Source organism: Tianweitania sp., assembly GCF_032053605.1.
Taxonomy (GTDB): Bacteria; Pseudomonadota; Alphaproteobacteria; order Rhizobiales; family Rhizobiaceae; genus Tianweitania.
Window position 1 is genome coordinate 36,423 of record NZ_DAMBUH010000011.1, and the last position, 26,402, is coordinate 62,824.

Annotated in this window: 24 protein-coding genes and 1 pseudogene; 15 read left to right on the top strand and 10 right to left on the bottom strand. The window is 61.5% G+C overall.

All coding sequences use genetic code 11. The annotated features are described in order from the left end of the window. The 6 genes and pseudogenes from RTX98_RS04665 to RTX98_RS04690 form a co-directional block, all read right to left on the bottom strand. Positions 1–139, bottom strand: a pseudogene (locus tag RTX98_RS04665) (ArsR family transcriptional regulator); the annotation flags it as partial. 127 nt (positions 140–266) lie between these two features. Next, positions 267–1,046, bottom strand: a complete 780-nt coding sequence (locus RTX98_RS04670; RefSeq protein WP_312794934.1) for a HugZ family protein — start codon at positions 1,044–1,046, stop codon at positions 267–269. A gap of 6 nt (positions 1,047–1,052) precedes the next feature. Beyond that, positions 1,053–1,814 carry a 3-hydroxyacyl-CoA dehydrogenase gene (locus RTX98_RS04675; protein ID WP_312794935.1) on the bottom strand — a complete coding sequence of 254 codons (762 nt, stop codon included), beginning with the start codon at positions 1,812–1,814 and terminating at the stop codon, positions 1,053–1,055. Between the two features lie 153 nt (positions 1,815–1,967). After that, positions 1,968–3,161: a choline ABC transporter ATP-binding protein gene (gene choV, locus RTX98_RS04680; RefSeq protein ID WP_312794936.1), complete on the bottom strand. Its 1,194-nt coding sequence runs from the start codon at positions 3,159–3,161 to the stop codon at positions 1,968–1,970. Beyond that, on the bottom strand, positions 3,158–4,030 hold the full coding sequence (gene choW, locus RTX98_RS04685) for a choline ABC transporter permease subunit (RefSeq protein WP_312794937.1): 873 nt from the start codon (positions 4,028–4,030) through the stop codon (positions 3,158–3,160). Before choW ends, choV begins: the two co-directional genes overlap by 4 nt. Positions 4,031–4,100: 70 nt before the next feature. Continuing rightward, positions 4,101–5,048: a choline ABC transporter substrate-binding protein gene (locus RTX98_RS04690; protein WP_312794938.1), complete on the bottom strand. Its 948-nt coding sequence runs from the start codon at positions 5,046–5,048 to the stop codon at positions 4,101–4,103. Positions 5,049–5,259: 211 nt separating this feature from the next. On the opposite strand from RTX98_RS04690, the gene RTX98_RS04695 reads away from it, so the two are divergent. Together RTX98_RS04695 and RTX98_RS04700 are read left to right on the top strand one after the other, a co-directional pair. Beyond that, a complete protein-coding gene (locus RTX98_RS04695) occupies positions 5,260–5,871 on the top strand; it encodes a thymidine kinase (RefSeq protein WP_312794939.1) in 612 nt (203 codons plus the stop codon). A gap of 90 nt (positions 5,872–5,961) precedes the next feature. Beyond that, positions 5,962–7,128: a DUF2333 family protein gene (locus RTX98_RS04700; protein WP_312794940.1), complete on the top strand. Its 1,167-nt coding sequence runs from the start codon at positions 5,962–5,964 to the stop codon at positions 7,126–7,128. Here RTX98_RS04700 and RTX98_RS04705 read toward each other — a convergent pair. Both RTX98_RS04705 and RTX98_RS04710 read right to left on the bottom strand, forming a co-directional pair. After that, complete coding sequence (locus tag RTX98_RS04705) at positions 7,125–7,427, bottom strand: BrnA antitoxin family protein (protein ID WP_210312942.1); 303 nt, start codon at positions 7,425–7,427, stop codon at positions 7,125–7,127. The two genes, RTX98_RS04700 and RTX98_RS04705, sit on opposite strands and share 4 nt — an antisense overlap. A gap of 310 nt (positions 7,428–7,737) precedes the next feature. Beyond that, positions 7,738–9,915, bottom strand: a complete 2,178-nt coding sequence (locus RTX98_RS04710; protein ID WP_312794943.1) for a putative bifunctional diguanylate cyclase/phosphodiesterase — start codon at positions 9,913–9,915, stop codon at positions 7,738–7,740. Positions 9,916–10,075: 160 nt separating this feature from the next. On the opposite strand from RTX98_RS04710, the gene RTX98_RS04715 reads away from it, so the two are divergent. From RTX98_RS04715 to RTX98_RS04770, 12 genes are all read left to right on the top strand, one after another. Next, positions 10,076–10,582 carry a MarR family transcriptional regulator gene (locus tag RTX98_RS04715; protein ID WP_312794945.1) on the top strand — a complete coding sequence of 169 codons (507 nt, stop codon included), beginning with the start codon at positions 10,076–10,078 and terminating at the stop codon, positions 10,580–10,582. After that, positions 10,579–11,805: an HlyD family secretion protein gene (locus RTX98_RS04720; RefSeq protein WP_312794947.1), complete on the top strand. Its 1,227-nt coding sequence runs from the start codon at positions 10,579–10,581 to the stop codon at positions 11,803–11,805. The genes RTX98_RS04715 and RTX98_RS04720 overlap by 4 nt, the downstream gene beginning before the upstream one ends. A gap of 45 nt (positions 11,806–11,850) precedes the next feature. Beyond that, a complete protein-coding gene (locus RTX98_RS04725; RefSeq protein ID WP_312794949.1) occupies positions 11,851–12,054 on the top strand; it encodes a hypothetical protein in 204 nt (67 codons plus the stop codon). A gap of 9 nt (positions 12,055–12,063) precedes the next feature. After that, on the top strand, positions 12,064–13,599 hold the full coding sequence (locus RTX98_RS04730; RefSeq protein ID WP_312794950.1) for a DHA2 family efflux MFS transporter permease subunit: 1,536 nt from the start codon (positions 12,064–12,066) through the stop codon (positions 13,597–13,599). Positions 13,600–13,749: 150 nt separating this feature from the next. Continuing rightward, positions 13,750–14,925, top strand: coding sequence for an MFS transporter (locus tag RTX98_RS04735; protein WP_312794951.1), 1,176 nt, complete (start codon positions 13,750–13,752; stop codon positions 14,923–14,925). Between the two features lie 252 nt (positions 14,926–15,177). Continuing rightward, entirely contained in the window at positions 15,178–17,367 is a 2,190-nt protein-coding gene (locus tag RTX98_RS04740; RefSeq protein ID WP_312794953.1) for an anthranilate synthase, read from the top strand. Between the two features lie 101 nt (positions 17,368–17,468). Then, complete coding sequence (locus tag RTX98_RS04745) at positions 17,469–18,362, top strand: cation diffusion facilitator family transporter (protein ID WP_312794965.1); 894 nt, start codon at positions 17,469–17,471, stop codon at positions 18,360–18,362. Between the two features lie 30 nt (positions 18,363–18,392). Continuing rightward, positions 18,393–18,986, top strand: coding sequence for a sugar O-acetyltransferase (locus tag RTX98_RS04750; RefSeq protein WP_312794954.1), 594 nt, complete (start codon positions 18,393–18,395; stop codon positions 18,984–18,986). 30 nt (positions 18,987–19,016) lie between these two features. Next, positions 19,017–20,111, top strand: a complete 1,095-nt coding sequence (locus tag RTX98_RS04755) for an AbrB family transcriptional regulator (protein WP_312794955.1) — start codon at positions 19,017–19,019, stop codon at positions 20,109–20,111. Positions 20,112–20,457: 346 nt separating this feature from the next. Beyond that, positions 20,458–22,140 (top strand): 2-isopropylmalate synthase, encoded by a 1,683-nt coding sequence (gene leuA, locus RTX98_RS04760; RefSeq protein ID WP_312794966.1) that lies wholly within the window; start codon positions 20,458–20,460, stop codon positions 22,138–22,140. Between the two features lie 89 nt (positions 22,141–22,229). Then, positions 22,230–23,003 (top strand): alpha/beta fold hydrolase, encoded by a 774-nt coding sequence (locus RTX98_RS04765; RefSeq protein ID WP_312794956.1) that lies wholly within the window; start codon positions 22,230–22,232, stop codon positions 23,001–23,003. A gap of 126 nt (positions 23,004–23,129) precedes the next feature. Next, a complete protein-coding gene (locus tag RTX98_RS04770) occupies positions 23,130–23,735 on the top strand; it encodes a hypothetical protein (protein WP_312794957.1) in 606 nt (201 codons plus the stop codon). Here RTX98_RS04770 and RTX98_RS04775 read toward each other — a convergent pair. Then, positions 23,732–24,682 carry a metallophosphoesterase gene (locus RTX98_RS04775; RefSeq protein ID WP_312794958.1) on the bottom strand — a complete coding sequence of 317 codons (951 nt, stop codon included), beginning with the start codon at positions 24,680–24,682 and terminating at the stop codon, positions 23,732–23,734. The genes RTX98_RS04770 and RTX98_RS04775 overlap by 4 nt on opposite strands. Positions 24,683–24,819: 137 nt before the next feature. On the opposite strand from RTX98_RS04775, the gene RTX98_RS04780 reads away from it, so the two are divergent. Beyond that, entirely contained in the window at positions 24,820–25,263 is a 444-nt protein-coding gene (locus RTX98_RS04780) for an NUDIX domain-containing protein (RefSeq protein ID WP_312794967.1), read from the top strand. An 11-nt stretch (positions 25,264–25,274) separates the two neighbouring features. On the opposite strand, the gene RTX98_RS04785 is transcribed toward RTX98_RS04780, so the two are convergent. After that, positions 25,275–26,255: a glutathione S-transferase family protein gene (locus RTX98_RS04785; protein ID WP_312794959.1), complete on the bottom strand. Its 981-nt coding sequence runs from the start codon at positions 26,253–26,255 to the stop codon at positions 25,275–25,277. Between the last annotated feature and the right edge of the window lie 147 nt (positions 26,256–26,402).

The following is a 26,402-nucleotide window of genomic DNA, read 5'->3' on the forward strand; positions in this document are numbered from 1 at the left end:
GCTTGAGCTGCCGGAGCTTGGCCAGGTGCTGCGACAAAGCCGATTGGCTGAGCTGCACGCTTTCGGCGATCTTGCCGACCGACATCTCGCCTTCGCGCAGATGGCACATGATCAACAGGCGTTTTGTGTTGCCGAGCATGCTCAGCAGCGCAGCGATCTCGTCTGCGCGTTCCAGGATTGGCGTGGACACGATACCCAACTTTCAACGTCAACTGTTCAGAGCCGGAGCTACGGATCGCCGTTTCGGAAAGTTTCACGATGCTAAATTATTCTTCGCTTTGCTGTTCAGACACCGGCGAAGCGCCGCCTCGTGCCTTTGCGACGAGATCGACCAGGGCGGTTCGTGCTGCCTGCCGGCTTTCGATCCGCTCATCGAACCACACACGCGCCGTCAGGTCGCCGGCTGCAAGGTCGATGCCTTCTGGGTCGATGCCGGTCAGGCTCCATTTGCCGGCGGGTTGTCCCGCCAGTTTCTCGGCATAAAGCGACACGGCATCCGCGTGGTCGTCGTTCATATGTTCGAGGATCGGTGCCTCGAACGCGGCGAGGCCGAACGCGTCGGCGGTGAGAAGATCAGCGCTTTCCAGCCGGTAAGCCTTGCCGAAGCCGCCGTTCAAGGACGCGCCGCGCGGCTGGAGACGATAGGTGCGGAAGTCCGGCAGCGAGGCGTAAAGCGTGGCCTTCGGGACGTGGCGCAGGAACCGGCCTGACACACGCGCGAGGTCTGCCTCGTCACTGACAAGCTGCGCCGTGCAGCTGAGCGACAGGCGGGGATAAGCGAGCGCATCGCCCTTGCCGGGTTCGCCCAGCAGGAGTGAGCAGCGCAGATCGCGTTGCAGCGCTTGCGTGTGCTGCGACAGGCCGGACACGAGGATGAGCGGCGCGCCGTCGCAATCACTGGCAACGGCGACGCGGCTGACGAAGGGACTGCCATCCGCCGCATCGAGCACCGCTAATGCGCCGAAGCGCGCCGTGCGCATCAGCGTCTTGGCCAAACGCACCGCCTCGCTGTCCAGCGGGCGAAGCACGCTTTCGGGCTTCGCCATGGGTGCTTACCGCGGCGCCATGCGGATCGCGCCGTCCAGGCGGATCACTTCGCCGTTGAGCATGCGGTTGCCGATGATGTGGAGGGCGAGGTCGGCATATTCCGAGGGCTGACCCAACCGCGACGGGAAGGGCACCTGTTCGCCCAGCGACTTCTGCGCGTTTTCCGGCAGGCTCGCCATCATCGGTGTCCAAAAAATGCCGGGCGCAATGGTCATCACGCGAATGCCGTCGCGTGCCAGATCCCTAGCGATCGGCAGGGTCATGCCGACGATGCCGCCCTTGGATGCGGAGTATGCGGCTTGGCCGACCTGGCCGTCGTAGGCGGCAACCGAAGCGGTGTTGATGATGACGCCGCGCTCGCCGTCTTCCTGCGGCTCGGCATGGCGCATACGGTCCGCAACCAGGCGGATGACGTTGAAGGTGCCGAGCAGGTTGATCTCGATGACTCGGCGGTAAGTGTCGAGCGGATGCGGGCCTTCCTTGCCGAGCGTCTTGGACGCCAGAACGATGCCGGCGCAGTTCACCAGCACTCGCGGGATGCCGAGCTTGTCGGCAACTTCCGCGACGGCGGCCGTCGCGCTTTCGTCGCTGGACACGTCGCATTTCACTGCAAGACCGCCGATCTCGCTTGCTACCTTTTCCGCACGGTCTATGCCGACATCGAACAGCGCGACCTTGGCGCCCATTGCAGCCATTGCGCGTGCTGTGGCTTCGCCCAATCCAGAACCGCCGCCGGTGACGATCGCAACTTGACCCGAAAGGTTCATTACCTTCTCCCGTTCCTCTCGCCTGATCTCGTGAGATCATGGCCCCGCCGCTGTTTAAGGCAAAGCTGCCTTCGATCAAACGAAAAGTCGTTTGATCGAAGCAGGGTGGTGTTCAACTCCGGCGGGGCGGATTGGAAGCCGCTCGCGGGTTCCTCAGGCGCGCCGCACCATGGCGTGCAGCACATCCTGGATGCCGATCGACCCGACAAAGCGAGACTGCTCATCGAACAGGGCCACGGGTGCGGTGTTCGAGCGCTGCATGGCGAGCATCACGGTCTTCAACGAGGTGCCCGGCTTTGCCCAGTAAACCCGCGGCGCGTCTGCGGGCAGGGGTTCGTTGTCGTCGCAGGAGGTCCAGACGGCGGGCTGGCCGTTCCGCTCTGCCGCGGCGACCAGCCCGTCGGTGTCGATCTTGAAGCGGGTGGTTTCGCGGCGATCGAGCCACAGCCATCCGTTGCCACCGGCGTCTTCCAGATCGCGCTTGTCGCGCATCACGTTCCAGGCGGTCAGAACCGAGAGCGGGTTCACATTGGCGATGAACTCGCGGACATAATCATTGGCGGGATTGAGCACGATCTCTTCCGGCGCGCCGGTTTGCACGATACGCCCGCCTTCCATGATGGTGATCTTGGAGCCGATCTTGAGCGCTTCCTCAAGGTCGTGGCTGACGAAGACAATGGTCTTTTTCAGCTTCGCCTGCAGCATCAGGAGTTCGTCCTGCAACTTGGTGCGGATCAGCGGATCGAGGGCGGAAAACGGTTCGTCCATGAGCAGGATCGGCGCTTGCGTAGCGAAGGCGCGCGCAAGGCCGACGCGCTGCTGCATGCCGCCGGACAACTCATGCGCATATTTGCCGGCCCATTTGTCGAGACCGACCAAAGCGAGTTGCTCGGCCACACGCGTTTTGCGCTCGGCCTGTGGGACGCCCGCGAGTTCAAGCCCGAAGCCGACATTTTCCTCGACCGTGCGCCAAGGCAGGAGGGCAAATTGCTGGAACACCATGGCCACGCGGCTTTGCCGGATCTGGCGCAAAGCGCGATTATCGCATGTGACGACATCCACCATGCGGTCATCGTTTTTGACGAAGACATGGCCGCGCGTCGGCACATTCAGCCGGTTGACGGCGCGCAGTAGCGTCGACTTGCCGGAGCCCGACAGGCCCATCAGCACGGAAATCTCGCCTTCTTCCACGGTGAGATTGGCGCCGGCGCAGCCGAGAACAGCGCCGGTTGCGGACAGGATGTCTTCGCGCGTGGCGCCCTTGTCCACCATGCCGAGTGCGCGTTGGCGCTGGTTTGCGTCGCCGAAAATGATGTCGACGTTCTGGAAATCGACTGCGGTGCTCAACGGGCCGCTCCCGTGCGGATGCGCGACATGCGGTCGAGAATGATGGCGAGCACGACGATGGCGAGACCGGCTTCGAGGCCGAGCGGGATGTTGACCGAATTCAGCGCGCGCACCACCGGCTTGCCGAGGCCATTCGCGCCGATCAGCGCGGCGATTACCACCATGGACAGGCACAGCATGATGCATTGGGTGAGGCCCGCCATGATGGTGGGCAGCGCCGCCGGCAGTTCCACCTTCCACAACAGCTGCCGCTTCGTGGCGCCGAAGGCCTCGCCGGCTTCCAACATCGGTACGGGCACGGATTTGATGCCGAGATAGGTCAGGCGGATGGGGGCAGGGGCGGCGAAGATCACGGTGACGATGACGCCGGGCGCGACCCCGAGGCCGAACAGGATCAGCACTGGAATGAGATAAACGAAGGTTGGCAGCGTCTGCATCAAGTCGAGCACAGGCTGCAGCCAGGTATAAGCGCGCTCGTGATGAGCAGCCCAGATGCCGATCGGAACGCCGATCGCCATGGAAACGGCAGCGGCCGACACCACCAGCACCAGCGTTTCCACCGTTGCGGCCCAGAGGCCCTGGTTGAGGATGAACAGAAGACCGAGCGCTGTGCCCAGCGCCAGCTGCCAAGACCGTTGCAAGACATAGGACAGCGCGACGATCAGGGCGATCAAGGCCAAAGGCGGCAGCCAAAGGAGGCCGCTGGTTGCGCCGGACAGGATGGAGGTGATGCCGGTTGCCAGCGAGTCGAAGAACCAGGCGAAGTTGGAGGTCAGATAATCGAAGAACAGCTTGCCCCAGCGGCCCACGGGGATCTTCGTGGTCAGGATTTCGCCGAGTTCACTGATCCAGCCTTGATCGGTCTCCATTGGTCCTCTTCAGTTCCATTGCATGCGGCGGCGGCCTTTGGTGCGGCCGCCGCAGTCTTCCAGGTGCCTCTTAGCCGCCGATGGCGGTCTTGACGGCTGCCGCAGCATCGCCGCCGTCGAAGGTGGTGACACCCTTCAACCAGGGCGTCACGGCATCCGGGTTCTTCTTCAGCCAGGCGGTGGCAGCTTCCTTGGGATCGGTGCCGTCGTTGAGGATGGCGCCCATGATCTCGTTTTCCATAGACAGCGAGAAAACCATGTTCTTCAGGAGCGCGCCGATGTTCGGGCATTCGGTGGTGTAGCCGGCGCGGACATTGGTGTGGACCGTGGCGCCGCCAAAGTTGGGGCCGAAGACCTCATCGCCGCCGGACAGATATTCCAGCTCGAAATTGGCGTTCATCGGATGCGGCTCCCAGCCCAAGAAGACGATGTCCTTCTTGGAATAGGCGGCGCGCTGCACTTCCGAGAGCATGCCGGCTTCCGAGCTTTCCACCAGTTCGAAGCCCTTGAGGTCAAACTTGCCGGCCGAAATCATTTCCAGGATCAAACGGTTACCGTCGTTGCCGGGCTCGATGCCGTAGATCTTGTTGTCGAGCTTGTCCTTGTTCTTGGCGATGTCGGCAAAGGTCTTGAGGCCGGCGTCGAACGTTGATTTCGGCACGGCCAGCGTGTATTTCGCGCCTTCCAGATTGGTGGTGATGGTTTCCACCGACTTGTCGTCGCGATAGGCCGCGATGTCGCCTTCCATGGTCGGCATCCAGTTGCCGAGGAAGACGTCGATGTCCTTGTTCTTCAAGGACGCGAAGGTCACCGGCACAGACAGGATCTGGGTGTTCGGTTCGTAGCCGAGCGCTTCGACGATCACGGAGGCGGTCGCGGTGGTGGCGGTGATATCGGTCCAGCCGACATCGGAGAAGCGCACCGCCTTGCAGCTTTCAGGTTCGGCGGCTTGTGCGGCGCTAGCGGCGAAGGCCGTGAGCAAAAGGGCCGAAGATACAAGTTTGACGGTACGCGACATCAAAATCTCCCATTGATGGCAAAAACGGCGGTTGGCTTTTCTCGCACGGCGTTGATGGCGTGCCGATCATTTTGCCGATGCCGCAATTTGCGGCAAACGAACCATCAAAACGCTGCACTTGCAAGCCGGATAGGGCAAATCGCAGCGCAGAACACCCAAATGGCGGCATGCACTTTTGCAAAAGCGGCGCTTCGGCGTAGAAGGCGCTTCCATGGCCAAGCTCTATTTCCATTATGCGACGATGAATGCCGGCAAGAGCACTCTCTTGCTCCAGGCCTCCTACAATTATCAGGAGCGCGGCATGCACACGCTGCTTCTGGTTGCTGGTCACTACAAGCGCGACGACCGTGGATACATTTCTTCGCGGATCGGGCTCGAGGCCGAGGCCGAGCTGTTCGGCGATGGGGACGATCTGCTGGCGCTGGTGAGCGAACATCACGCGCATCGCGGATTGCATTGCGTGTTTGTCGATGAGGCGCAGTTCCTGAGCGAGGCCCAAGTTTGGCAGCTGGCACGGGTGGCCGATCGGCTCGGCATTCCGGTGATGGCCTATGGCTTGCGCACCGATTTCCAGGGCAAGCTGTTTACCGGCTCGCAGGCGCTGCTGGCATTGGCGGACGAGCTGCGCGAGGTGCGCACGATCTGCCGTTGCGGGCGTAAGGCGACGATGGTGGTGCGGCTGGGGGCCGACCGCAAGGTTGCGCGGGAAGGCGAGCAAGTCGCGATCGGCAAGGAAGCCTATGTTTCGCTGTGCCGACGCCATTGGGAAGAAGAGATGGGGCGGGTGACGGCGGAAGATCTCGTAGGCTTTGCCGGGGGATGAGCATCAAGCGCATTGCCCTTGAGCCTCCTAATCCATATCTGAGACGCCAATGATGATGCTGCGCAGGCGCGGCGTGACCGGAGGTTCTCCATGCTCTCTTCGATCCGAACGTTCTTTGCGCGGGTAGCCGAGCTGATCGGCCATGCGATCGGCCGCGTGCTGGCATTTATAGCCTGGCCCTTCTTGGCCCTGGGTCGCTGGCTCGGCGGGCGCAGCTGGATCGTCAAGGCGCCGTTTGCGGTCGTGCTCTTGCTGCTTGTCGGGCTGTACGGTTATTTCCTCTGGAATACGCAGGTCTGGACCAACTTCGATCCGGACTATCCGGCGCGCTATGCTTTCGCCCAAACGCCGGCACCTGCCGCGCCTCCAGCCAATGCCGGGCAGGCTGCCGCTCCGGCAACCACGCCCGTTGTTGGCGCGGAAGGTGTGGAAGGCGAGCTGCGGACTTGCGTGCGCTCGGGCATCGTGGATGCCACGGCCGATCTGATCGATTTCAACGTCAACCAGAATGCGTGGGTCTCTTCCAACATCCTCTACAAGGTCGGTCTGTTCGGGCTGGATTGGGACCGCACGCCCTTTCTCGACAACAAGGCTGCGTTTCAGCGCGGCGTGAACCAGGCGATCCGGCGCACCACGGTAGAGCTGGTGGACGCGCTTGGCCGTGTTCGCGGCACCTCGCAGATCGACAACAATCTGCAGGATGCGCGCGGCAACATGCAGTTTGACGAATATACCTGGTATTTCGGCCTCAGCCCGTTTGGCCCGAAGACGCCGACGCCGTCTTACTATCGTGCCGCCATGCGCGATCTGCGCAGCTTCAACGATCGTATGCAGTCGTGCGCGGTGCAGTTCGATGCACGCGGCGACAATCTGCTGCAATTCGTGGAGCGGATCGCAAGCGATCTTGGTTCGACTTCGGCGATCCTGCGCGAGCGTTCGGAGAACCACAATGGCGGCTGGTTCGACAGCCGGGCAGACGACCGCTTCTGGTTCGCCTACGGCCAGCTTTACGGTTACTACGGCATCCTGACCGCCGCGCATCACGACTTTGCGGCCGTGGTGCAGAACCGTGGGTTGACCAGCCTATGGCAGGAGCTGGAGCAGCAGATCCGCTCCAGCCTGCGCATTCAACCAGCGATTATATCCAATGGCCGCGAAGATGGCTGGATCATGCCGACCCATCTCGCGACAATGGGCTTCTATGTGCTGCGCGTCCGCTCGAACCTCGTGGAAATCCGTGCGGTGCTCGACCGTTAGTCGCCGAGTTCCGCGGCTTTCAGGACGTCATTCATGCGGCGCTGCCAACCGGCGCCGGTGGCCCGGAATTTTTCCAGCACTTCCGGCTCAAGCCGCAGGGATACGGCCTGCTTTGGGTGGGCAACCGGAGGACGACCAGGTTTTCGCTTGATCGGCGTCGAGATCGCCTCTGCCGAAGTGCGGCCAAGCTCCTGGCTGCCTTGAATGGAGTGCGGAATTGGTGTCTGCAAGTTCGGCATGCTGAAAGTCCTCGTATCCAATCTCCACACCTGCCCAACGGAGCAGAGCTTCGACTTCATCGGTGTCTTCCAGGATAGGCGACGAGCTGTTAGTCACCTTGAAGACGATCGACACTGGACATCAGTGACGAATGGTCGTTATCAGGGATGACTTCGGCTCTGCTCTCTTTCCTTACATAAAGGCTAGAGAAGTTCCGGCAGAATAGAAACCACTTCAGCTTATTCGTTTAACATATGTTAGATTGACGCTACGTCAAGGCCTTAGTTTGTCTTCGATCTTGTACTGAGAAGTCTCGATCGGCTGTGGACATCAAACAGACATCGGTCTGATTTTCTTCGCGTTGCATGATTTTGCACGCGATCGCGAGGCTCAAGCCAGGCGATCGACTACCAGCCTTGGAGCGGGATGATCGAACATCCGGCGCAGTTCTACTGCAGGCAGGGGTTCGCTGAACAAGAAACCCTGAAATTCGAGACACCCAAGATCAACGGTGCGCGCGAACTGCGTTTTCGTTTCCACGCCTTCGGCCGTCACCTTCAGCTTCAGTGCTTTTGCGAGATCGATCACGGCCTTGACGATCGCGTCATCTTCTGGCGATCGACCGAGTTCGCGGATGAAGGTCCGGTCGATCTTCAGCTTGTCGATCGTGTGACGACGCAGATAGCCGAGCGACGAATAACCGGTACCAAAATCATCCAGCGCAATGGCAACGCCCGCATTGTGCAAGGTGCGCAGAACCGTCGAGACCGTGCGCTTGCCTTCCAGCAAAACGCCTTCCGTTATCTCCACCTGCAAACGGGAGGGGGACACGTTGTGGTCTGCCAAGAGGGCCAGGAGCTGGTTGGCGAAGTCCGGATCACGCAATTCGCTCGGAGACACGTTGATGGCGACCCAGGGCAAATTGCTGGTGGACAGAAACGCGATGGCGGATTTCGCGACCCAGCTTCCCAATTCTCCGATCAAACCCCTTTGCTCGGCGATGGACACGAACTGTGCTGTTGGGATCGCCCCGTGAACGGGATGGTGCCAGCGGGTCAGAGCTTCTGCACCGAGGATGGTGCGGCCATCGGCGGCCATGATAGGCTGGAAAGCCAGGGCGAGACCTTCGCCGGTTTGTAGTGCCGACCTGAGCTCGCTCTCGATACGGCGACGCCGCACAAGCAACTCGTCCATGCCGGCAGTGAACATCTGATAACGACTGCGGCCGTTCTTCTTGGCTTCGTAAAGCGCGATGTCGGCCTTGCGGCGGAGATCTTCCGCGTCAGCGCCGGCATCGGGTGCAACCACGACGCCGACCGATGCGCCGATATGGACGATTTCGCCGGACAGATCGAAGGGCCGAGCCATGGACGCGACCAGCCGCTCCGCCACACGCGTGATGACGCACAGATCGTTGATCCGCTCCAGCACGATGCCGAACTCGTCGCCGCCCAGGCGGGCAACCGTGTCATGCTTGCGCACCAGCGCTTCAAGCCGGCGCGCCACCTGCCGGACAAGTTCGTCACCGGTGGGATGACCGAGCGTATCGTTGATGTGCTTGAAGTGATCGAGATCGAGATAAAGCAGGGCGGTCTTTGTCTTGCCGTCGGCCAGAGACAGCAAGGCCAGCCGCAGCCTGTCGTTGAACAAGGTCCGATTGGGCAGATCCGTCAGCGGATCGTGCAAGGCAAGATGCTGCGCTCCGGCTTCGCTTGCCTGAAGCTGAAGCGTGGCGCGGCGGAACCGGTAAAGAAGAAAGGCCAGAACAAGCGCGATGACCGCCGCCACTGCGGTCAAGGCCGGCATCAGGTGGTTGATGAGGCTGCTCGCCGGTTTGATCGGGTCCCATGCGATATAGCCAAGCAGCGTGTTATTCGATGCAACGATCGGGATGCGGCTGTGCTCGGGGTGAAGATCGCCGACCCGTTCGAAGTGGCTGCTGTTCAGGCCGAATTGATCGCCCATCCGTTTGATCAGTTCAGCATCGAGATACTTCACCGAAACGTGGAGAAAGCTCGCTCTTGGAGTAGGGCGGGTATTCGTCCAATTCGGCGCCATCGTCACGATGCTGACCATGGCCGGGAGGCCATCGAGCATGATCGTGTCTGCTGCGATCGGTCGGCTGACGGTGGCCGAGCGCAGTGCGCCTTGTTGTGCATTGTGGATGCTGACGGCGATCGCCGGCGGAACATGGATCTGCGATGGCTCCAGACGGGTGCCATTTTCCATGCCATAGATCGGCTTGCCCTGGGCATCCACGATATAGATCCGGTCGTGGCCGAAATCGGTGTTGAGGCGGGTTCCGAGATTGCGATCAAGCCAGCTTTGATTGTTGGAGCGCGCGAAGATCCAGGCTTCGGGCGTCGCGGTGGCAATCTGCTGCTGTCGGCGGAAGTCCGCGCGCTCCGCTGCCAAGGCATTGAATGCAAGATGGTTCTGTCGGTCGAGCGAGTCCTGATCGACCCGCGACACGGCGTAAAAACCGAGCGCTGCCAGCGCCGTCACGGAAACAACGACCGCGCCGATGATCGTCCGGATCTGTATCGCAACTCGTTTCCGGGCCGGCATCGCGCTTCCAAGACTTCCATAATCCAGCCGAATATAAGCTGGCTGTAATTTAAGTACGCGTGAACCCCCTTCGCCAAAACCTTCGACACGTTATAAAAAAGAAGGCAGCCATGCAGAAGTGTGCTTGCATACAATAAGCACGCTTATTATATCGCCGCTCATGAACACTGAGCCTGTCAAGCCCTTTGGCTTCCTCCTTCACGAAGTCGCCCGCCTCGTTCGCAGCAAGATCGAGGCGCGTGCTGGCGTGCACGGGTTGTCGGAAGCGCAGCTGCGGCTTCTTTTCCGCTTGTGGAAGGAAGAGGGCGCGACGCAGGCTCGGCTTGCACAGGTCTTGGAAGTCGAGCCGATCAGCATCTCGCGCCTGCTTGACCGCATGGAGCAGGGCGGCTGGATCGAACGGCGGCAGGACCCAAACGACCGCCGTGTTCGCATGATCTTCACCACCGCCCAGACGAAGCAGATTCGCGGCGCGGTGAAGGATGTGGCTTCGCAGGTTTATGAAGAAGCCTTGGCCGGGGTGTCCCCGGCAACGCGTGACGCTTTGTTCGAGGGCCTGGAAGCGATGGCCCGCAATCTTTCAACCGGTTCGGCGCAATCCGAGTCTTGTTTCAACGATCAGGGGCCAGCCGATCATGCGCGGGCTTCAAAGGTTACAGTGTCATGAGTGCCGTTCAAGAGATTGATGACGAGGTCGAAACCGTCGAGCGCGAAGCGCCCAAGCCCGTGCCAGCTCCGGCCCAGGCTCCCGCACCTGCTGTCGCGCCCGTAGCGGCGGCCGCTCCTGCTGAAACTCCGGCACAGCCTAAGAAGAAGAGCAGCAAGATGCGCTATCTGGTGATGGCCGTCGTTCCGCTGCTTCTGGTTGGCGGCGGCATCTATTACTGGGTGACGGGCGGGCGGTTCCAGGAAACAGAAAACGCCAATCTGCGGCAAGCCCGCGTGACGATCGCGTCTGAGATTGCCGGTCGCATCACCGCCGTCAACTTGCACGAGAACCAGACTGTGAAAGCCGGTGATCTTTTGTTCGCGGTTGATCCCGAACCCTACCGCATCGCGCTCGCTCAGGCCGAGGCGTCTCTGGCTGGCGCGCGCCTCAATGTGGAGCAATTACGCGCTTCGCTTGGCCAGGCGGAAGCGCAGCAGCGCTCAGAAGTGGGCGAGGTCGCCTACCTCCAGCAGGAACTTGACCGCCAGACGGCGTTGTCTGGCAAGGGCGTGACGACGCAGTCTTCGCTTGATACGGCCCGCCGCAACCTGGACAAGGCGCGCGATGCCGAGCGGGCAGCGGCACAGGCCGTGGTTGGCGCAAAGGCAGCGCTCGGCGGCAATCCTGACATCAAGACCGACGAACATCCGAGCGTTCTGGCCGCCTTGGCGACGCGGGATCGCGCCGCTTATCAGCTCGAGCAGACGACGGTGAATGCACCGGCCGACGGCATCGTTTCACAAGCCGCATCCTTCAAGGAAGGGCAGTTCGTTTCGGCGGGCTCATCGCTTTTCACCCTGGTTGAAACCGGTGACGCCTGGGTCGAGGCCAATTTCAAGGAAACGCAGCTCACCCATATGAAGCTTGGCCAGAAGGCCGAGATCGAACTCGACACGTTCCCGGGCCGACCGATCGAAGCGACCGTCGACAGCATCGGTGCCGGAACGGGCGCCGAGTTCTCCCTGCTGCCGGCGCAGAACGCCACCGGCAACTGGGTGAAGGTCACGCAGCGCATTCCCGTGCGCCTGAAGATCAATGAGGCCGATGCGGACCTTCTGCTGCGCACCGGCATGAGCGCCACCGTGAACGTGGATACGGGTGTGAGCCGCGGATGGGGTAGCCTCATCGGCCACGCTTATGCCGGCACGCCGGCGGCACCCCAGACCCAAGCGGCCAACTAAACAAGCCAAAAAGCCACAAAGCCATTGAGCTGAAAGGCGATTGTCATGACGATCGAACTCGAATTTCCAGTCTCCCCCATGTCGGGGGAGCCATGCCCCTTCACGATCTGGGTTCCGCGCGACGAAGCGTCGACGCCGGAATATCAGCAGGCGATTGCTGCCGCCGAGAGCCGGATGACCGACCTGCCTCCCTTCGCCTGTGATGGCGAAGTGTCGGCCGCCGATACCTTCCTCGGTCAGTGGCTGTAAGCTTGCCCAATGAGCGCCGACGTTGAGTCCCATGAGGTGCCGCATCGTGGCCTGATCACCGTTTCGATCATGCTGGCCACGATCATGCAGGTGCTCGACACCACGATCGCCAATGTCGCCTTGCCGAACATGGTGGGCGATCTTGGCGCGTCACAGGATACAATCAACTGGGTGCTCACGTCCTATATCGTTGCCGCCGCCATCATGACGCCGGTGACGGGCTGGCTGTCGGACCGGATTGGCCGGCGCGAGCTGTTTCTGACTTCAGTGATCGGCTTTACCATTTCGTCCATGCTCTGCGGCATCGCCTGGAGCTTGGAAACGATGGTGCTGTTCCGCGTGGCGCAAGGTCTGTTCGGCGCTGCGATCGTGCCGCTGTCTCAGACCTTCCTGCTCGACATCAACCCGAAGGAACGCCACGGCCAGGCCATGGCGATGTGGGGTGCCGGCATCATGGTCGGCCCGATCGTCGGCCCGACGCTGGGCGGCTGGCTGACCGAAACGCTGAACTGGCGCTACGTGTTCTTCGTCAACCTGCCGGTGGGCATCATCGCCGTGCTGGGTTGTACCGCTTACCTCCCGCATGTCGCCAAGCGGCTGCGCGGCTTTGACTTCTTCGGTTTTGCCATGCTGTCGCTCGGGGTCGGTGCGCTTCAGCTGATGCTGGATCGTGGCGCGGAAGTGGACTGGTTTTCGGCCGTCGAGATCTGGATCGAGCTCGGCCTGTCGATCACCGGCTTCTGGGTGTTCATCGTGCATCTGGCCACGCGCCATGATGCCTTCATCGACCCGGCGATCTTCAGGGACCGCAACTTCGTCACCGGCCTCGTCTTCATCTTCGTGATTGGCGTGATCCTGCTGGCGAGCCTGGCGCTGCTGCCGCCGATGCTGTCGCGCTTGTTCAACCATTCCACCATCACCACCGGCCTTGTTATGGCGCCGCGTGGCGTGGGCACCATGATCTCCATGATCCTGGTGGGACGGCTGGTGCGGGTGGTAGATGCGCGCATCCTGGTGGTGACGGGCCTGTCGCTGACTTCGTGGTCGCTCTACGACATGACCGGCTTCTCGCCGCAAATGGATGACTGGCTGATCATCCAGTCCGGCATCATTCAAGGTCTGGGTTTGGGGTTGGTCTTCGTGCCGCTGTCGACGATTGCCTTTGCGACGCTGGAACCGCGTTTTCGTACCGATGCCGCCAGCCTGTTCAGCCTTGTGCGCAATCTCGGCTCGTCGATCGGCATTTCGGTGGTAACGGTTGTTCTGACGCGCAACACGCAGGTCAATCACAGCGAATTGGCGGCGTCGATCAATCCGTTCAACCCGAACCTGCAAGGCATCTCGCCGGGTGCGGCCGCGGGTAATCCGACGTTGCTGTCGCAGATGGATCAGCTCGTGAACCAGCAGGCCGCGATGATCTCTTATGTCGACGATTTCAAGCTGATGATGATCGTGACGCTCTGCGCCATTCCGCTGGCCTTGTTGTTGCGCAAGCCGAAGGCTGCGGCTGCAGGTGGCGGAGCGCCGGCTGTTCATATGGATTGAGCTTGCAAGGCTTGCGTTGATCTTTCCCTCGAAAGGCGGCGCCGGTCTTGTTCACCGCTCTCTGCATTGCTGCGCTGCAAAACAGCGGCTTGAAGCGTTGAGCGAACTGGCGCATTGATCGAAATCAAGCTCTCAACGCGCGATCCATTCATGCCCTTTCCGATCTATGCCCTGGCGGTCACGTCCTTCGGGATCGGCACAACCGAAGTCGTGATCATGGGGCTTCTGCCGGAGGTCGCCGCAGATCTGCGCGTGTCCATTCCCGCAGCCGGCCTGCTCGTCACCGGCTATGCGTTGGGCGTGGTAATCGGCGCGCCGATCCTGGCGATCCTTACGGCGAAACTGCCGCGAAAGGCGGTGCTGATCGGGCTTGCCGCCATGTTCGTGGTCGGAAACCTGTTTTGCGCCATTGCGCCGAACTATTGGACGCTGATGGTGGCGCGCGTCGTCACCGCCTTCGGTCACGGCGCTTATTTCGGCATTGGCTCAGTTGTGGCCGCAAGTCTCGTGCCGCGCAACCAGCGCGCCAGTGCGATGGCGCTGATGTTTGCCGGATTGACGCTCGCCAACATCCTCGGCGTGCCGGCCGGTACGGCGCTCGGCGAAGTCTATGGCTGGCGCTCGACCTTCTGGGCGGTGGTTTTCATCGGCTTGTTCGCGGTGGCTGCCATTGCCTGGTTCGTTCCGTCCGGCGTCGCCAAGCCGACGGGCGAGGGGATCACAAGCGAGCTGAAGGTGCTTGGCCGCTTGCAGGTCTGGCTTGCCATGATCATTTCGGCGCTGGCTTCCGTGAGCCTGTTCTGCGTCTTCACCTATATCAAGCCGCTGCTCACCGACGTGACTGGCATCAGTGTGCCCTCCGTCACCTGGATCCTGCTGCTGTTCGGTGCTGGCATGACGGTGGGCAACATCCTCGGCGGCAAGCTGGCGGACTGGAAGCTGATGCCGACGGCGATCGGCACGCTGGTGCTGATCGCGCTGACGCATCTGGCTCTGGCCGAGTTCAGCCATAGCCCGGCGATCACCATCTCGCTCGTCTTCATCTGGGGCGTGCTGACCTTCGTGATCGTTCCGCCGATGCAGATGCGCGTGGTGGAAGCGGCCGCCGAAGGCCCGAACCTCGCCGCAACCCTCAATCAGGGTGCGTTCAATGCTGGCAATGCGGCGGGTGCGTGGATTGGTGGTGCGGCAATTTCCATGGGCGTCGCTTATGACGGCCTGCCGTTTGTGTCGGCGGCAACTGCTATCATTGCCATGCTGATCGCCGTGTGGTCGCAATCGCTTGACCGCCGCGGCATCAGCCCGGTGGCTATGCCTGCCGAGTAATGGGGCCTGCCGAGTAGCGGGGCCGGCGGAGTGACGAGGCTTCGATCCCGCTTGCTGCACGCCAGTTTCCGCGATATGCAGACTTCATGACGAAGATCGTATTCACGAAGCTCTGGTGGTGGCCCGCATAAGCGGCCGAACCAGACGCGTGCGCGCGAAATTTGGATGGCCGCAGGAGAAGTCCGGGCGGCCATTTTGTTTTTCAGGACCTCCCGGGCGCTTTGCGGCAAAACCCTTGAGCCGGAGTGTGAGATGACCATCGAACAGCTTGAAAACGGATCCGAACGCTACACCACAGCCGGTGGCGTTTCCGTTCTGCGCCAACGCCACGAAACAGCCTATGCCAGCGCGATCGAAGCTTACATCGATGGCCTCGACAGTCGCCGTGGTGCGGTGTTTTCGTCGAACTACGAATATCCCGGTCGATACACTCGCTGGGACACGGCGATCATCGATCCTCCGCTGGTAGTAAGTTCGCGCGGGCGCGCCATGAAGGTGGAAGCGCTCAATGCGCGCGGCGAGGCGTTGCTGGCGATCGTTGCGCCGCATCTGCAAGGGCTTGATGGCGTTGCCGTCGAAAACAGCACGGATCGCCTCGTGCAGCTGACCATCGCCGAGCCGAGCGGGGCGGTGATCGAGGAAGAGCGGTCGCGCATTCCCTCGGTTTTCACGGTGCTGCGTGCCATCACCAACCTCTTCAAGTCGCCGGACGATGCCAGTCTCGGCCTTTACGGCGCCTTCGGTTATGATCTTGCCTTTCAGTTCGATCCGGTCGATCTCAAGCTTCAGCGCGCCACCAGCCAGCGCGATCTGGTGCTTTATCTGCCGGATGAAATCCTGGTGGTCGACCACTACACCGCGCAAGCCTGGCATGACCGCTATGATTTCGCGGCGAGCGGAGTGAGCACGCGAGACATTGCGCGTGAAACGCAGGCTGAACCGTTCCGCACCGCCGACCGCATTCCACCGCGCGGCGACCATGAGCCGGGCGAATATGCGAAGTTGGTAGAGCGCGCCAAGGACAGTTTCCGGCGCGGCGATCTGTTCGAGGTCGTGCCCGGCCAGACCTTTTATGAGCGCTGCGAAACCAAGCCTTCGGCAATCTCTCGCAAGCTGAAGTCCATCAACCCGTCGCCTTATTCCTTCTTCATCAATCTGGGGGAGGGCGAATATCTCGTCGGCGCATCGCCTGAAATGTTCGTGCGCGTGTCCGGCCGCCGGGTGGAAACCTGCCCGATTTCCGGCACGATCAAGCGCGGCGAAGATGCGATCGGCGATGCCGAGCAGATCATCCAGCTGCTCAATTCCAAGAAGGACGAGTCCGAGCTGACCATGTGCTCGGATGTCGACCGCAACGACAAGAGCCGCGTTTGCGAGCCGGGTTCGGTGCGCGTCATCGGCCGGCGACAGATCGAGATGTATTCGCGCCTGATCCATACGGTCGACCATATCGAAGGCCGGCTACGTGAGAACATGGATGCGTTCGACGCCTTCCTGTCGCATGCCTGGGCGGTCACCGTGACCGGCGCGCCGAAGCTGTGGGCCATGCGCTTTCTCGAGCAGAACGAGAAAAGCCCGCGCGCCTGGTATGGCGGTGCGATCGGCATGGTGCATTTCAACGGCGACCTGAATACGGGCCTGACGCTGCGCACCATCCGCATCAAGGATGGCATCGCCGAAGTGCGCGCCGGCGCGACCTTGCTGTTCGATTCCAACCCGCAGGAAGAAGAAGCCGAGACCGAGCTGAAGGCGTCGGCCATGCTGTCGGCCATCCGCGAAGCGCAAACCGGCAACGCCGCGGTCGCGCAACGCGAGGCTTCCAAGGTGGGTGAGGGCGTGTCGATCCTGCTGGTCGACCATGAAGACAGCTTCGTTCACACGCTCGCCAACTACTTCCGCCAAACGGGCGCGAACGTGACCACTGTGCGCTCGCCGGTGCCGGAAGAGGTGTTTGAGCGGGTGAAGCCGGATCTGGTCGTTTTGTCGCCCGGACCGGGCACGCCGACCGACTTCGATTGCAAGGCGACGATCAAGAAGGCCCGCTCGCGCGATCTGCCGATCTTCGGCGTCTGCCTTGGTTTGCAAGCGCTGGCGGAGGCCTATGGCGGCGAGCTTAGGCAGTTGCATGTGCCGATGCATGGCAAGCCCTCGCGCATCAGCGTCTCCAAGCAGGGCGTAATCTTCTCCGGCCTACCGAAGGAAGTCACGGTCGGCCGCTATCATTCGATCTTCGCCGATCCCGTCCGTTTGCCGGATGGCTTCGTGGTGACGGCGGAAACGGAAGATGGTGTGATCATGGCTTTCGAACATGTCAGCGAGCCGATTGCCGCCGTGCAATTCCATCCCGAATCGATCATGACGCTGGGCGGCAATGCCGGCATGCGGATGATCGAGAACATCGTCGCGCATCTGCCGCGCAGGGCCAAGGTGAAGGCGGCCTGATCGTCTGATCAGGTATGGGCAGGCCGTTTCGACCTGCCCGACGTGGCGCCGCGAAAGGTGAGATCGTGACTGCAGTCAAGACAAATGAAGGGCCAAAGCGTATGGCCATGCGGCTAGCAGCCGGGTCAATCGCGATCGGCTTCTTTGTCATGGGCCTCAAATTCGTGGCCTGGTTCCTCACCGGTTCGGTCGCGCTTTATTCCGATGCGCTGGAATCGATCGTCAACGTCGTGGCGGCCTCGGCGGCCCTTTGGGCAATTTCGGTCAGCCACAAGCCGGCCGATCTCGACCACCAGCACGGGCACCACAAGGCCGAATATTTCTCGGCCGTGCTGGAAGGCGTGCTGATCGTCATCGCCGCCCTGCTGATCCTGATGGAAGTCTGGCGAAAATGGGAAGCGCCGTCGACGCTGGAAGAGCCCTGGATCGGCCTCGCCATCAATGGCGGCGCTGCCGCCATCAACGGCATTTGGGCCACCGTGCTGATCCGGCGCGGCACCGAAGCGCGATCGCCGGCACTTGTTGCTGATGGCCACCACATCATGACGGACGTCGTGACCTCGGTCGGCGTCATTGCCGGCTTGATTGCGGCCGTTCTGACCGGGCTGAAGTTCCTCGACCCGCTGCTGGCGGCCTTGGTTGCGCTCAACATCCTGTACCAGGGCTGGAAGGTGATTACCGGTTCGCTGAGTGGGCTGATGGATGTCGCCGTCGACGTGCATGAAAACATGCGTATTCGCGACATCATCTCGCATCATTCGGCCGGCGCGCTCGAAGTGCATGATCTCAAGACGCGCATTGCGGGCCGTGCAACCTTTATCGAATTCCACATGGTGGTGGATGCCGCCATGACGGTCGGCCAAGCCCATGTCATCTGCGACCGCATCGAGGATGCGTTGCGCGACGAGATACCCAGCGTGCGCGTCATCATCCATGTAGAGCCGGAAGACGAAGCAAAGCTGCCTCCGGGCACGACGGCGATTCCGTTCGCGTGAGGCACCGATAGACAGAAATGGAAAAACCGAATGGATGAGCTCGAAAAAGCGGCCAAGGGCATGCTTTACGATGCAAATTACGATGCAGCCGTGTTGGAAAAGCGTAAAGCCGCAAAGCGCATCCTGCATCGCTTGAACAGGCTTGCGCCGGACGAAGACGCGGAACGGAATGGACTGATCCGGCAGTTGCTGGGCAAGACCGGCGAACGCTTCGTCTTTGACGGGCAGTTTCACTGCGATTTCGGGTTCAACATCGAAATTGGCGAGGATTTCTACGCCAACGTCAATCTGGTGATCCTTGATGGGGCAAAGGTGGTGATCGGCAACAATTGCTTCATCGCTCCGAATGTCGGCCTCTTTACCGCCGGCCATCCGCTCGATCCGGCGCGGCGCAACAAGGGGCTGGAATATGCCCTGCCGATCACGATCGGGAACGATGTGTGGATCGGCGGCGGCGTGTCGGTCATGCCGGGCGTGACTGTCGGCGATCGCGCGATGATCGCGGCCGGAACGGTCGTCACGAAGGATGTGCCGCCCGGCGTGATCTTCGCGGGTAATCCCGGACGCGTCATCCGGGAAATCACCGAAAAAGACGGTGAACGCACCGATTTCTCTCGCAAGTGATCGCCTTCGGATGCGAGCGGCACGTCGGGCATGAGTAAAGTGCAATCACAGCCGCCAGCCGGGTTCGGCGCTTGGCCGCCCTTCTTGCAGTGGCTGCTGCTGATTGCCGGCTCGGTTCTCCTCGTGTTCGTTTTCGAGGCCATCGGCATGCCGGCGACTTTTCTGCTGGCGCCGATGATCGCCGGGATCGTGGCCGGCGCATTGGGCGCGACGATTGCGCTGCCGCGCTTTGCCTTCAATGCGGGCCAAGCGGTGCTCGGCATTCTGGTTGCCGCATCGATCTCGCCCGATCTGGTGGGCTCCTTTCTGTCGCACTGGACGCTGTTCCTGTTCGTCGTCCTATCGACGCTGTGCGCCAGCAGTCTGTCGGGCTACCTTATCAGCCGCTGGGGCATCATGCCCGGCACATCAGGCGTGTGGGGCTCGGCGCCGGGTGCGGCAACCGCCATGGTGCTGATGGCGGAAGCTTTCGGCGCCGACACGCGGCTTGTGGCCTTCATGCAGTATTTTCGGGTGGTGATCGTCACGGTGGTGGCTGCGCTCGTTGCGCGCTTCTTTGTGGATACCAGCGCCGTCGTGGCTGCGCCAATTCCTTGGTTTCCGCCGCTCGATCCTCTGGCCTTCGGCTCCACGCTCCTTGTTGCCGCAGTTGGTGCGACGCTGGGGATGCTGGCACGGCTGCCGTCGCCGTTCTTTCTGGGCGCGATGGTTCTGGGTATCGTGCTGGAATTTTCGGGATTGGCGACGTTCCAGCTGCCGCAATGGCTGTTAGCGCTGAGTTATCCAATGATCGGTTGGACGATCGGGCTAAAGTTCACGCGGCCGATCCTGCATCATGTGTTTCGCATTTTGCCGCAAATCGCCGGTTTTATCCTGGTTCTGGTGCTGTTTTGCGGAGGATTGGCGGCGCTTCTGGTGATTTTCACTGACATTGATCCGCTCACCGCCTATCTAGCCACCAGCCCCGGCGGCATGGATTCGGTTGCGATCATCGCCGCTGCTTCCAAGAACGTGAACCTGTCTTTCGTGATGAGCGTGCAGATGCTGCGTTTTCTGATCGTGCTGCTATTCGGCCCGGCCTTGTCGCGGCTGGTGGCGAAGCTCGTGACGCGCCGAACGGTTTGAGGCAAAGCTGTGCGCATCATTGATGCGTCGGCAACCTCTGTCTTGTTTGTTTCATGCGCCTGGGCTATGCAGCTGATCATGACGACGCGCACCGCCAATCCTGCGATGAACACAGCCGCTCCGGCGGGTGCTGTTACGCGCGCGCTTTTCTCCTCGCTTCTCCTTCTTAGCTGCGATCGCCGGGCTCGCTGAGGAGCACCCGGCGGTCGTTGTGCCGCCAGGCAACCAGCTCCTTGATCCCTTTCGCATAAAGTTCTGAGATTTGCGCCCGATCGAGGCGCTGGAGACGACGAGAATGAACGCCAATCCTCCCATGCAGACCCAATCCGCCCAGCCCGTCCGCGGCATGCCCGACGCGTCGCGCAAGTACCAGCCTTATCCGGCAATCGACCTTTCCGACCGCACATGGCCGACCAAGCGCATCGAAAAGGCGCCGATCTGGTGCTCGGTTGATCTGCGCGACGGCAACCAGGCGCTGGTCGATCCGATGGGGCATGAGCGCAAGGCGCGCATGTTCAAGCTGTTGCTCGACATGGGCTTCAAGGAAATCGAGATCGGCTTCCCGTCGGCCTCGCAGACCGACTTCGATTTCTGCCGTTGGGCGATCGAAGAAGGTGGCGTGCCGGAAGACGTGTCGTTGCAGGTCCTGGTGCAGTGCCGGCCGGAATTGATTACGCGGACTTTCGAGGCCTTACAGGGCGCGCATAAGCCGATCGTGCACTTCTACAACTCCACCAGTGAGTTGCAGCGCCGTGTGGTGTTCGGCAAGGACGTTTCGGGCATCAAGCAGATCGCCACCGATGCCGCGAAGATGATCGTGGATATGGCCGCGAAGGCTGGCTCCAAGGATGACTTCCGCTTCCAGTATTCGCCGGAAAGCTTCACCGGCACCGAGCTGGAAGTGGCGCTGGAAATCTGCAATGCGGTCACCGCCATCATCGATCCGACGCCGGACAACAAGCTGATCCTCAACTTGCCGGCGACCGTGGAGATGTCGACGCCGAACATCCATGCCGACCAGATCGAATGGATGAGCCGCAATCTCGGCCGCCGAGATTCTATCATCCTGTCCCTGCACCCGCATAACGACCGCGGCACCGGCATTGCTGCGACCGAGTTGGGCTTGATGGCGGGTGCGGATCGCGTCGAGGGCACCTTGTTCGGCAACGGCGAGCGCACCGGCAATGTCGATGTCGTGACGCTGGCCCTGAACATGTACACGCAGGGCGTCGATCCCGAACTGGACTGCTCCGACATCAACCGGATGAAGGACGTCTACGAATATTCGAACGAGATGAAGATCCCCGAACGCCACCCTTATGTCGGTGAGCTGGTTTATACGGCCTTCTCGGGTTCGCATCAGGACGCGATCAACAAGGGCATGAAGGCGATCAAGACCGCCAACAAGCCTCAATGGGAAGTCCCCTACCTGCCGATCGACCCGGCCGATGTCGGCCGCAACTACGAAGCGATCATCCGCATCAACTCGCAGTCGGGCAAGGGCGGCATCGCTTATGTGTTGCAGGCTGACTACGGCCTCAACCTGCCGCGCGCCTTGCAGGTCGAGTTCAGCAAGGTTGTCCAGCACATCACCGATGTCGAAGGCAAGGAACTGCCGGTCAAACGCATCCACGACGAGTTCATGCGCGAATATGTCGAGCAGCCGGACGGGCGTATCAAGTTCGTGGATCACACGACGCATACCGATCCCGCCAACCGGCAGCGCCGGACGCTGGAAGCGGTGATCACCGATGGCGGGCGGGCAGTCACGATCACAGGTACTGGCACCGGGCCGATCGACGGCTTTATGGATGCGCTGTCGCGGCATCTCGGCATCGAAATGAGCGTTGCGGATTATTCCGAACATTCGCTGCAGCGCGGCTCGAACGCGGCGGCAATCTCCTATGTCGAAACGGATTATCCGGGCGGCAAGCTGTTCGGCGCCGGCATCAACACCAACATCGTTGCGGCTTCCCTGGAAGCGATCTGCTCGGCGGCAAACCGTATCCTCGCCAAGCAGCAGGCCTGACCACTTCGGGCAGGGGCGGGCACTCACGCGTTTGCCCCTCGTCGCCCTCTCAGCTAGAGCGGAAGGCGTTCAACCGGGAGGAGCCGATCTTGAGCGAGCCGACACAAGCACCGCGCCTGTACGCCTTCATCAAGGGCACTGGGCCGAAGACCATCGTGCTGCTGCATGGCTTCGGCGGCTTTCACGGGGTGTGGTCTGAGATTCAGCCTGGACTGGTTCAGGGTGCCAGGGTGCTGGCATATGACCTGCCCGGCCATCATCGATCGCTGAGCTATCCCAATGCAGGCCCGGCCGGCGTGGCCGTCAAGGCGATCCTGGCCGACCTTCAGGAGCGCGGGATCACGAAAGCGCATTTTGTCGGACATTCCATGGGCGGTGCGATTGCGAGCTTGATTGGTTTGCGTGCACCGGAAGTCGCTGCATCCCTGACGCTGCTGGCACCAGGTGGCTTCGGGCCTGAGATTAATGCCGATCTTCTGCGACGCTATGGAGCGGCGACCCATGCGGATGAACTCCGCTCCTGCCTCAACGAGATGTCCGCGCCAGCCTTCGCCATGCCGACGAAATATGTGATCGGTCTGGCCGCATCGCGCGGCGGTCGCGGCCAACATGAGAAGCTGGTGCAGATCGCGGCTGCCATCACGAAGGGCGAACGGCAAGGTGAGATCCCGCGCGACATGCTGGCGACACTCACCATGCCGGTGACGGTGGTATGGGGCACCGAAGACACGGTGCTGCCGTTCAGCCAGACGCAAGGCCTCCCGCCCAACTTCAAGCTCGAAGTGCTGGTGGGCAGGGGCCACATGCTGATGGAAGAAGCGCGCGAAACCGTGCTGCGCATCATCTGCCGGACGACCCGCTAGGCAGCAACATCATCCCGCCGAAGCTTCTAAAGTTTTACAGCCTGTGCAGGCTGGAAGAAACGCCGTGGACGGCCATATTTTCCGTGTTAACGTAAAACTAACCATACGGGCCGGAGTACGCGTATCATGAGCGAGCCCCAACGCAGCGAGGAGCCGAAGGGGTCCGGCCTCAGCCTCCTGAATATCATCCGCGACGTTCGCAACGCCGAAGCGGATCGCGCCGACGTGGTTGTAGAATTGCGCGAAGCCGAGCGCATGCGCCTCGAGCTGATGGTGCAGGAACTGCAACCCGTGCTGAACGAAGTGGACGCCAGTGATCCGCGTTTCGACTTTGTGATTTCTTCCGGCCTGCAGCCCCGCTTCTGGATCGATGCCGCCAGCCATGTCGCGATGGGACGCGATCGCCGCACCTATCGTTTCGTCCGGGACACACGGCTCGGCCGGGCGGTGCTGGCCGAGTCCAGCGACCTCAAGCCCGTTGCTGAACAGGTTGCACGCTATATCGCCGAGCGCATCGTCGAGCGCCAGCGGCTGCTGGATGGCGAGGTCGTACGGATCGGAGGTACGCCTGATGGTTCAGGCGAGTCGGCAGCCCGCGAAGCCAAGCGGATGCCGCGCGAATGGTCGATGCTGCTCGGTGGACTTGCACTGATCGGTGCCGGCGCTGTTGTCGGCCTTGCGGTGGCCGCGGCCTATGCTTGGCTTCAAGGGTGGCCGCTTACCGCGCGTTAGATCGGCGTCGGGCTGATCGGCTGAACATCGACCGGGCGTGCGGCTTGGCCCGTCAACTGAAAACTCGAATGTTCATAGATCTCGCGCGTGGTGCGCGACAGGCCTCGGCGCATCATGTGGATCGACCAGTTGTCCGGCTCGCCGCTAATGGTGAACAGGTTGAAATGCGAAAGCGGTTTGCCTTCGCCGACCGATTCGCCCGCTGCGGCGACACCCACCACTGGAACGCGGTTCTTCGGTCCTTCGATCCAGTGCACCGTCGACAGATGGGTGTGGCCGTGCAGAACGAGGTCGGCGCCGTGCTCCCTGATGACATCCTGGAAGCGCCCGATGCCGAACAGCCGCTTGTGCGCGGCCGTTGCGCCATGCACCGGCGGGTGATGGATCATCACGACACGAAACAAACCATCCTTCTTGGCCCGATCCAGCAGCACCCGCATGCGGTCGGCCTGATCGTCCCGGAAATAGCCGCTAGCCATGAACGGCGCGCTCGCCCTGGCAGAGGTCGCACCGATGAAGGCAACATTGCCGCGCACGCGCAGATACGGAAACGACTTGCGACTGATCGGCCCTTTTTCGCCGTCGCCTGCCATATACTTGCCCCAGGCCACGCAGATCTTGTCGAACGCGCCCGGCACATAGGCGTCATGGTTTCCCGGCACCAGCGACACGGCTTCTGAACCGCCGAATTCCTGAAGCCACAGACGCGCGACCTCGATCTCGGCATCCAGCGCGAGATTCACGAGATCGCCAGTCAAAGCGATATGGTCGGGATTGATCTTCTTGATGTCCGCCGTCAGCGCGTCGAGCACTGCATCGTCGAGTACCCCCTTGCGGTTACGCTGCCAATTCACGTAGCCCGTGATGCGCTTGGACGCGAGTTGGCGAACGGTGACTTCCGGAAGGGGACCGAGATGAATGTCGGAAAGATGTGCGAGACGGAACATGTTTCCCTCTTAGAATGCGGCACGCCCCGATGGAAGGGAAATACCTGCCTAATGACCCTCGCTTTATCGGCGGGAAGAAACTCTTGAACGCGCGAAACTGGCTTTTGGCTGCGGGTCCGCGTTTTCGTCGTGCCCGCATGCGGTTGTTTCATCTGTTCTTTGTGTTGACGCGGCCGATGACCTTGGGCGCGCGCGCCCTCATCTGGGATCGTCGCCAGGGTACGGTTTTCTTGATCCGCCATACTTATGTGCCAGGCTGGCAACTGCCGGGCGGCGGCGTGGAGGCGGGAGAAACCGCTGCGGAAGCCTTGCAGCGCGAGATCGTTGAGGAATGCAACATCGAGATCAAGGGCCGTCCGCAGTTGAAGTCGATCCACTTCAACCGGCAGGCCAGCCGCCGCGATCACATCGCGATCTATCTCGTGACGGATTTCACCGTGTTGGGAGAGCGTCCGGGCGACCATGAGATTGCCGAAGCGCGGTTTTTCCCGGTGACCGCACTGCCGGAAGACACAACGCCGGCCACGCGCCGGCGCATCGTCGAGATCATCAGCGGGATCGCCCCGCATGAAGACTGGTAGAGGCTTCAGTCTTAGCCGAAGCGCGCGCGATCATGCGGTGCGTCGTAATCCACTGAAGGACCTTTCGGCACGATGCCGGTCGGGTTGATGGTGGGATGGCTGCCGTAATAATGGTGCTTGATGTGGAAGAGATCGACGGTCTCGGCCAACCCTTCCACCTGGTAGAGGTCGCGCAGGTAGTTCGAGAGGTTGGGATAATCGGCGATGCGCTGCCAGTTGCACTTGAAATGGCCGACATAGACTGGATCGAACCGGACCAGCGTCGTAAACAAGCGCCAGTCGGCTTCCGTCAGCTGGTTGCCGGTCAGGTAGCGCTGTTGTGCAAGCCGCTCTTCCAACTGGTCGAGCGTGCGGAACACATCGTCGAACGCGCTTTCATAGGCGTCCTGCTTGGTCGCGAAGCCCGCGCGATAAACGCCGTTGTTCACGTTCGGGTAGATCAGCGCGTTGGTTTCGTCGATCGTCCCGCGCAATGCTTCCGGGTAAAGATCGAGCGAGGCATCGCCCCATTCGTCGAAGGCCGAGTTCAGCATGCGGATGATCTCGGAGGATTCGTTGGAGACGATCGTGTTCTCGTGCTTGTCCCATAGAACCGGCACGGTCACGCGGCCTGAATAGGTCGGCTCGGCACGGGTGTAGATCTGGTGCAGGAACTGGGACCCGAACAGGCTGTCGCCGGTGGCGCCGTCTTCTGCGCGGAAGGTCCAGCCGTTTTCGCCCATGTGCCAGTGCACGACATCGACCGAAATGATGTGTTCGAGCTTCTTGAGCTTGCGGACGATCAGCGTGCGGTGCGCCCAGGGACAGGCGAGCGAGACGTAAAGATGATAGCGCCCGGGCTCGGCCTTGAAGCCGCGGGTGCGGCCTTCCGCCGGCTGGCCGTCCTTCGTCACCCAGTCGCGGAAGCGCGAGGCGTCGCGCTCGAACTTGCCGCCGCTTTTGCTTGTATCGTACCAGGCGCTGTCCCACTTGCCGTCGATCAGCTGTCCCATAGCGGTCTCCTTGTCTGCCTGACCATGGATCTAAGGCTTGGTGGCATGTTTCTAAAGCTCGGCCTGATGAACACTGCGTCGCTTCAAGCCCATGGACGACGCTGCGGAACAGTGCTAGCGAGCACGAAGGAGACGAACTGCATGCTC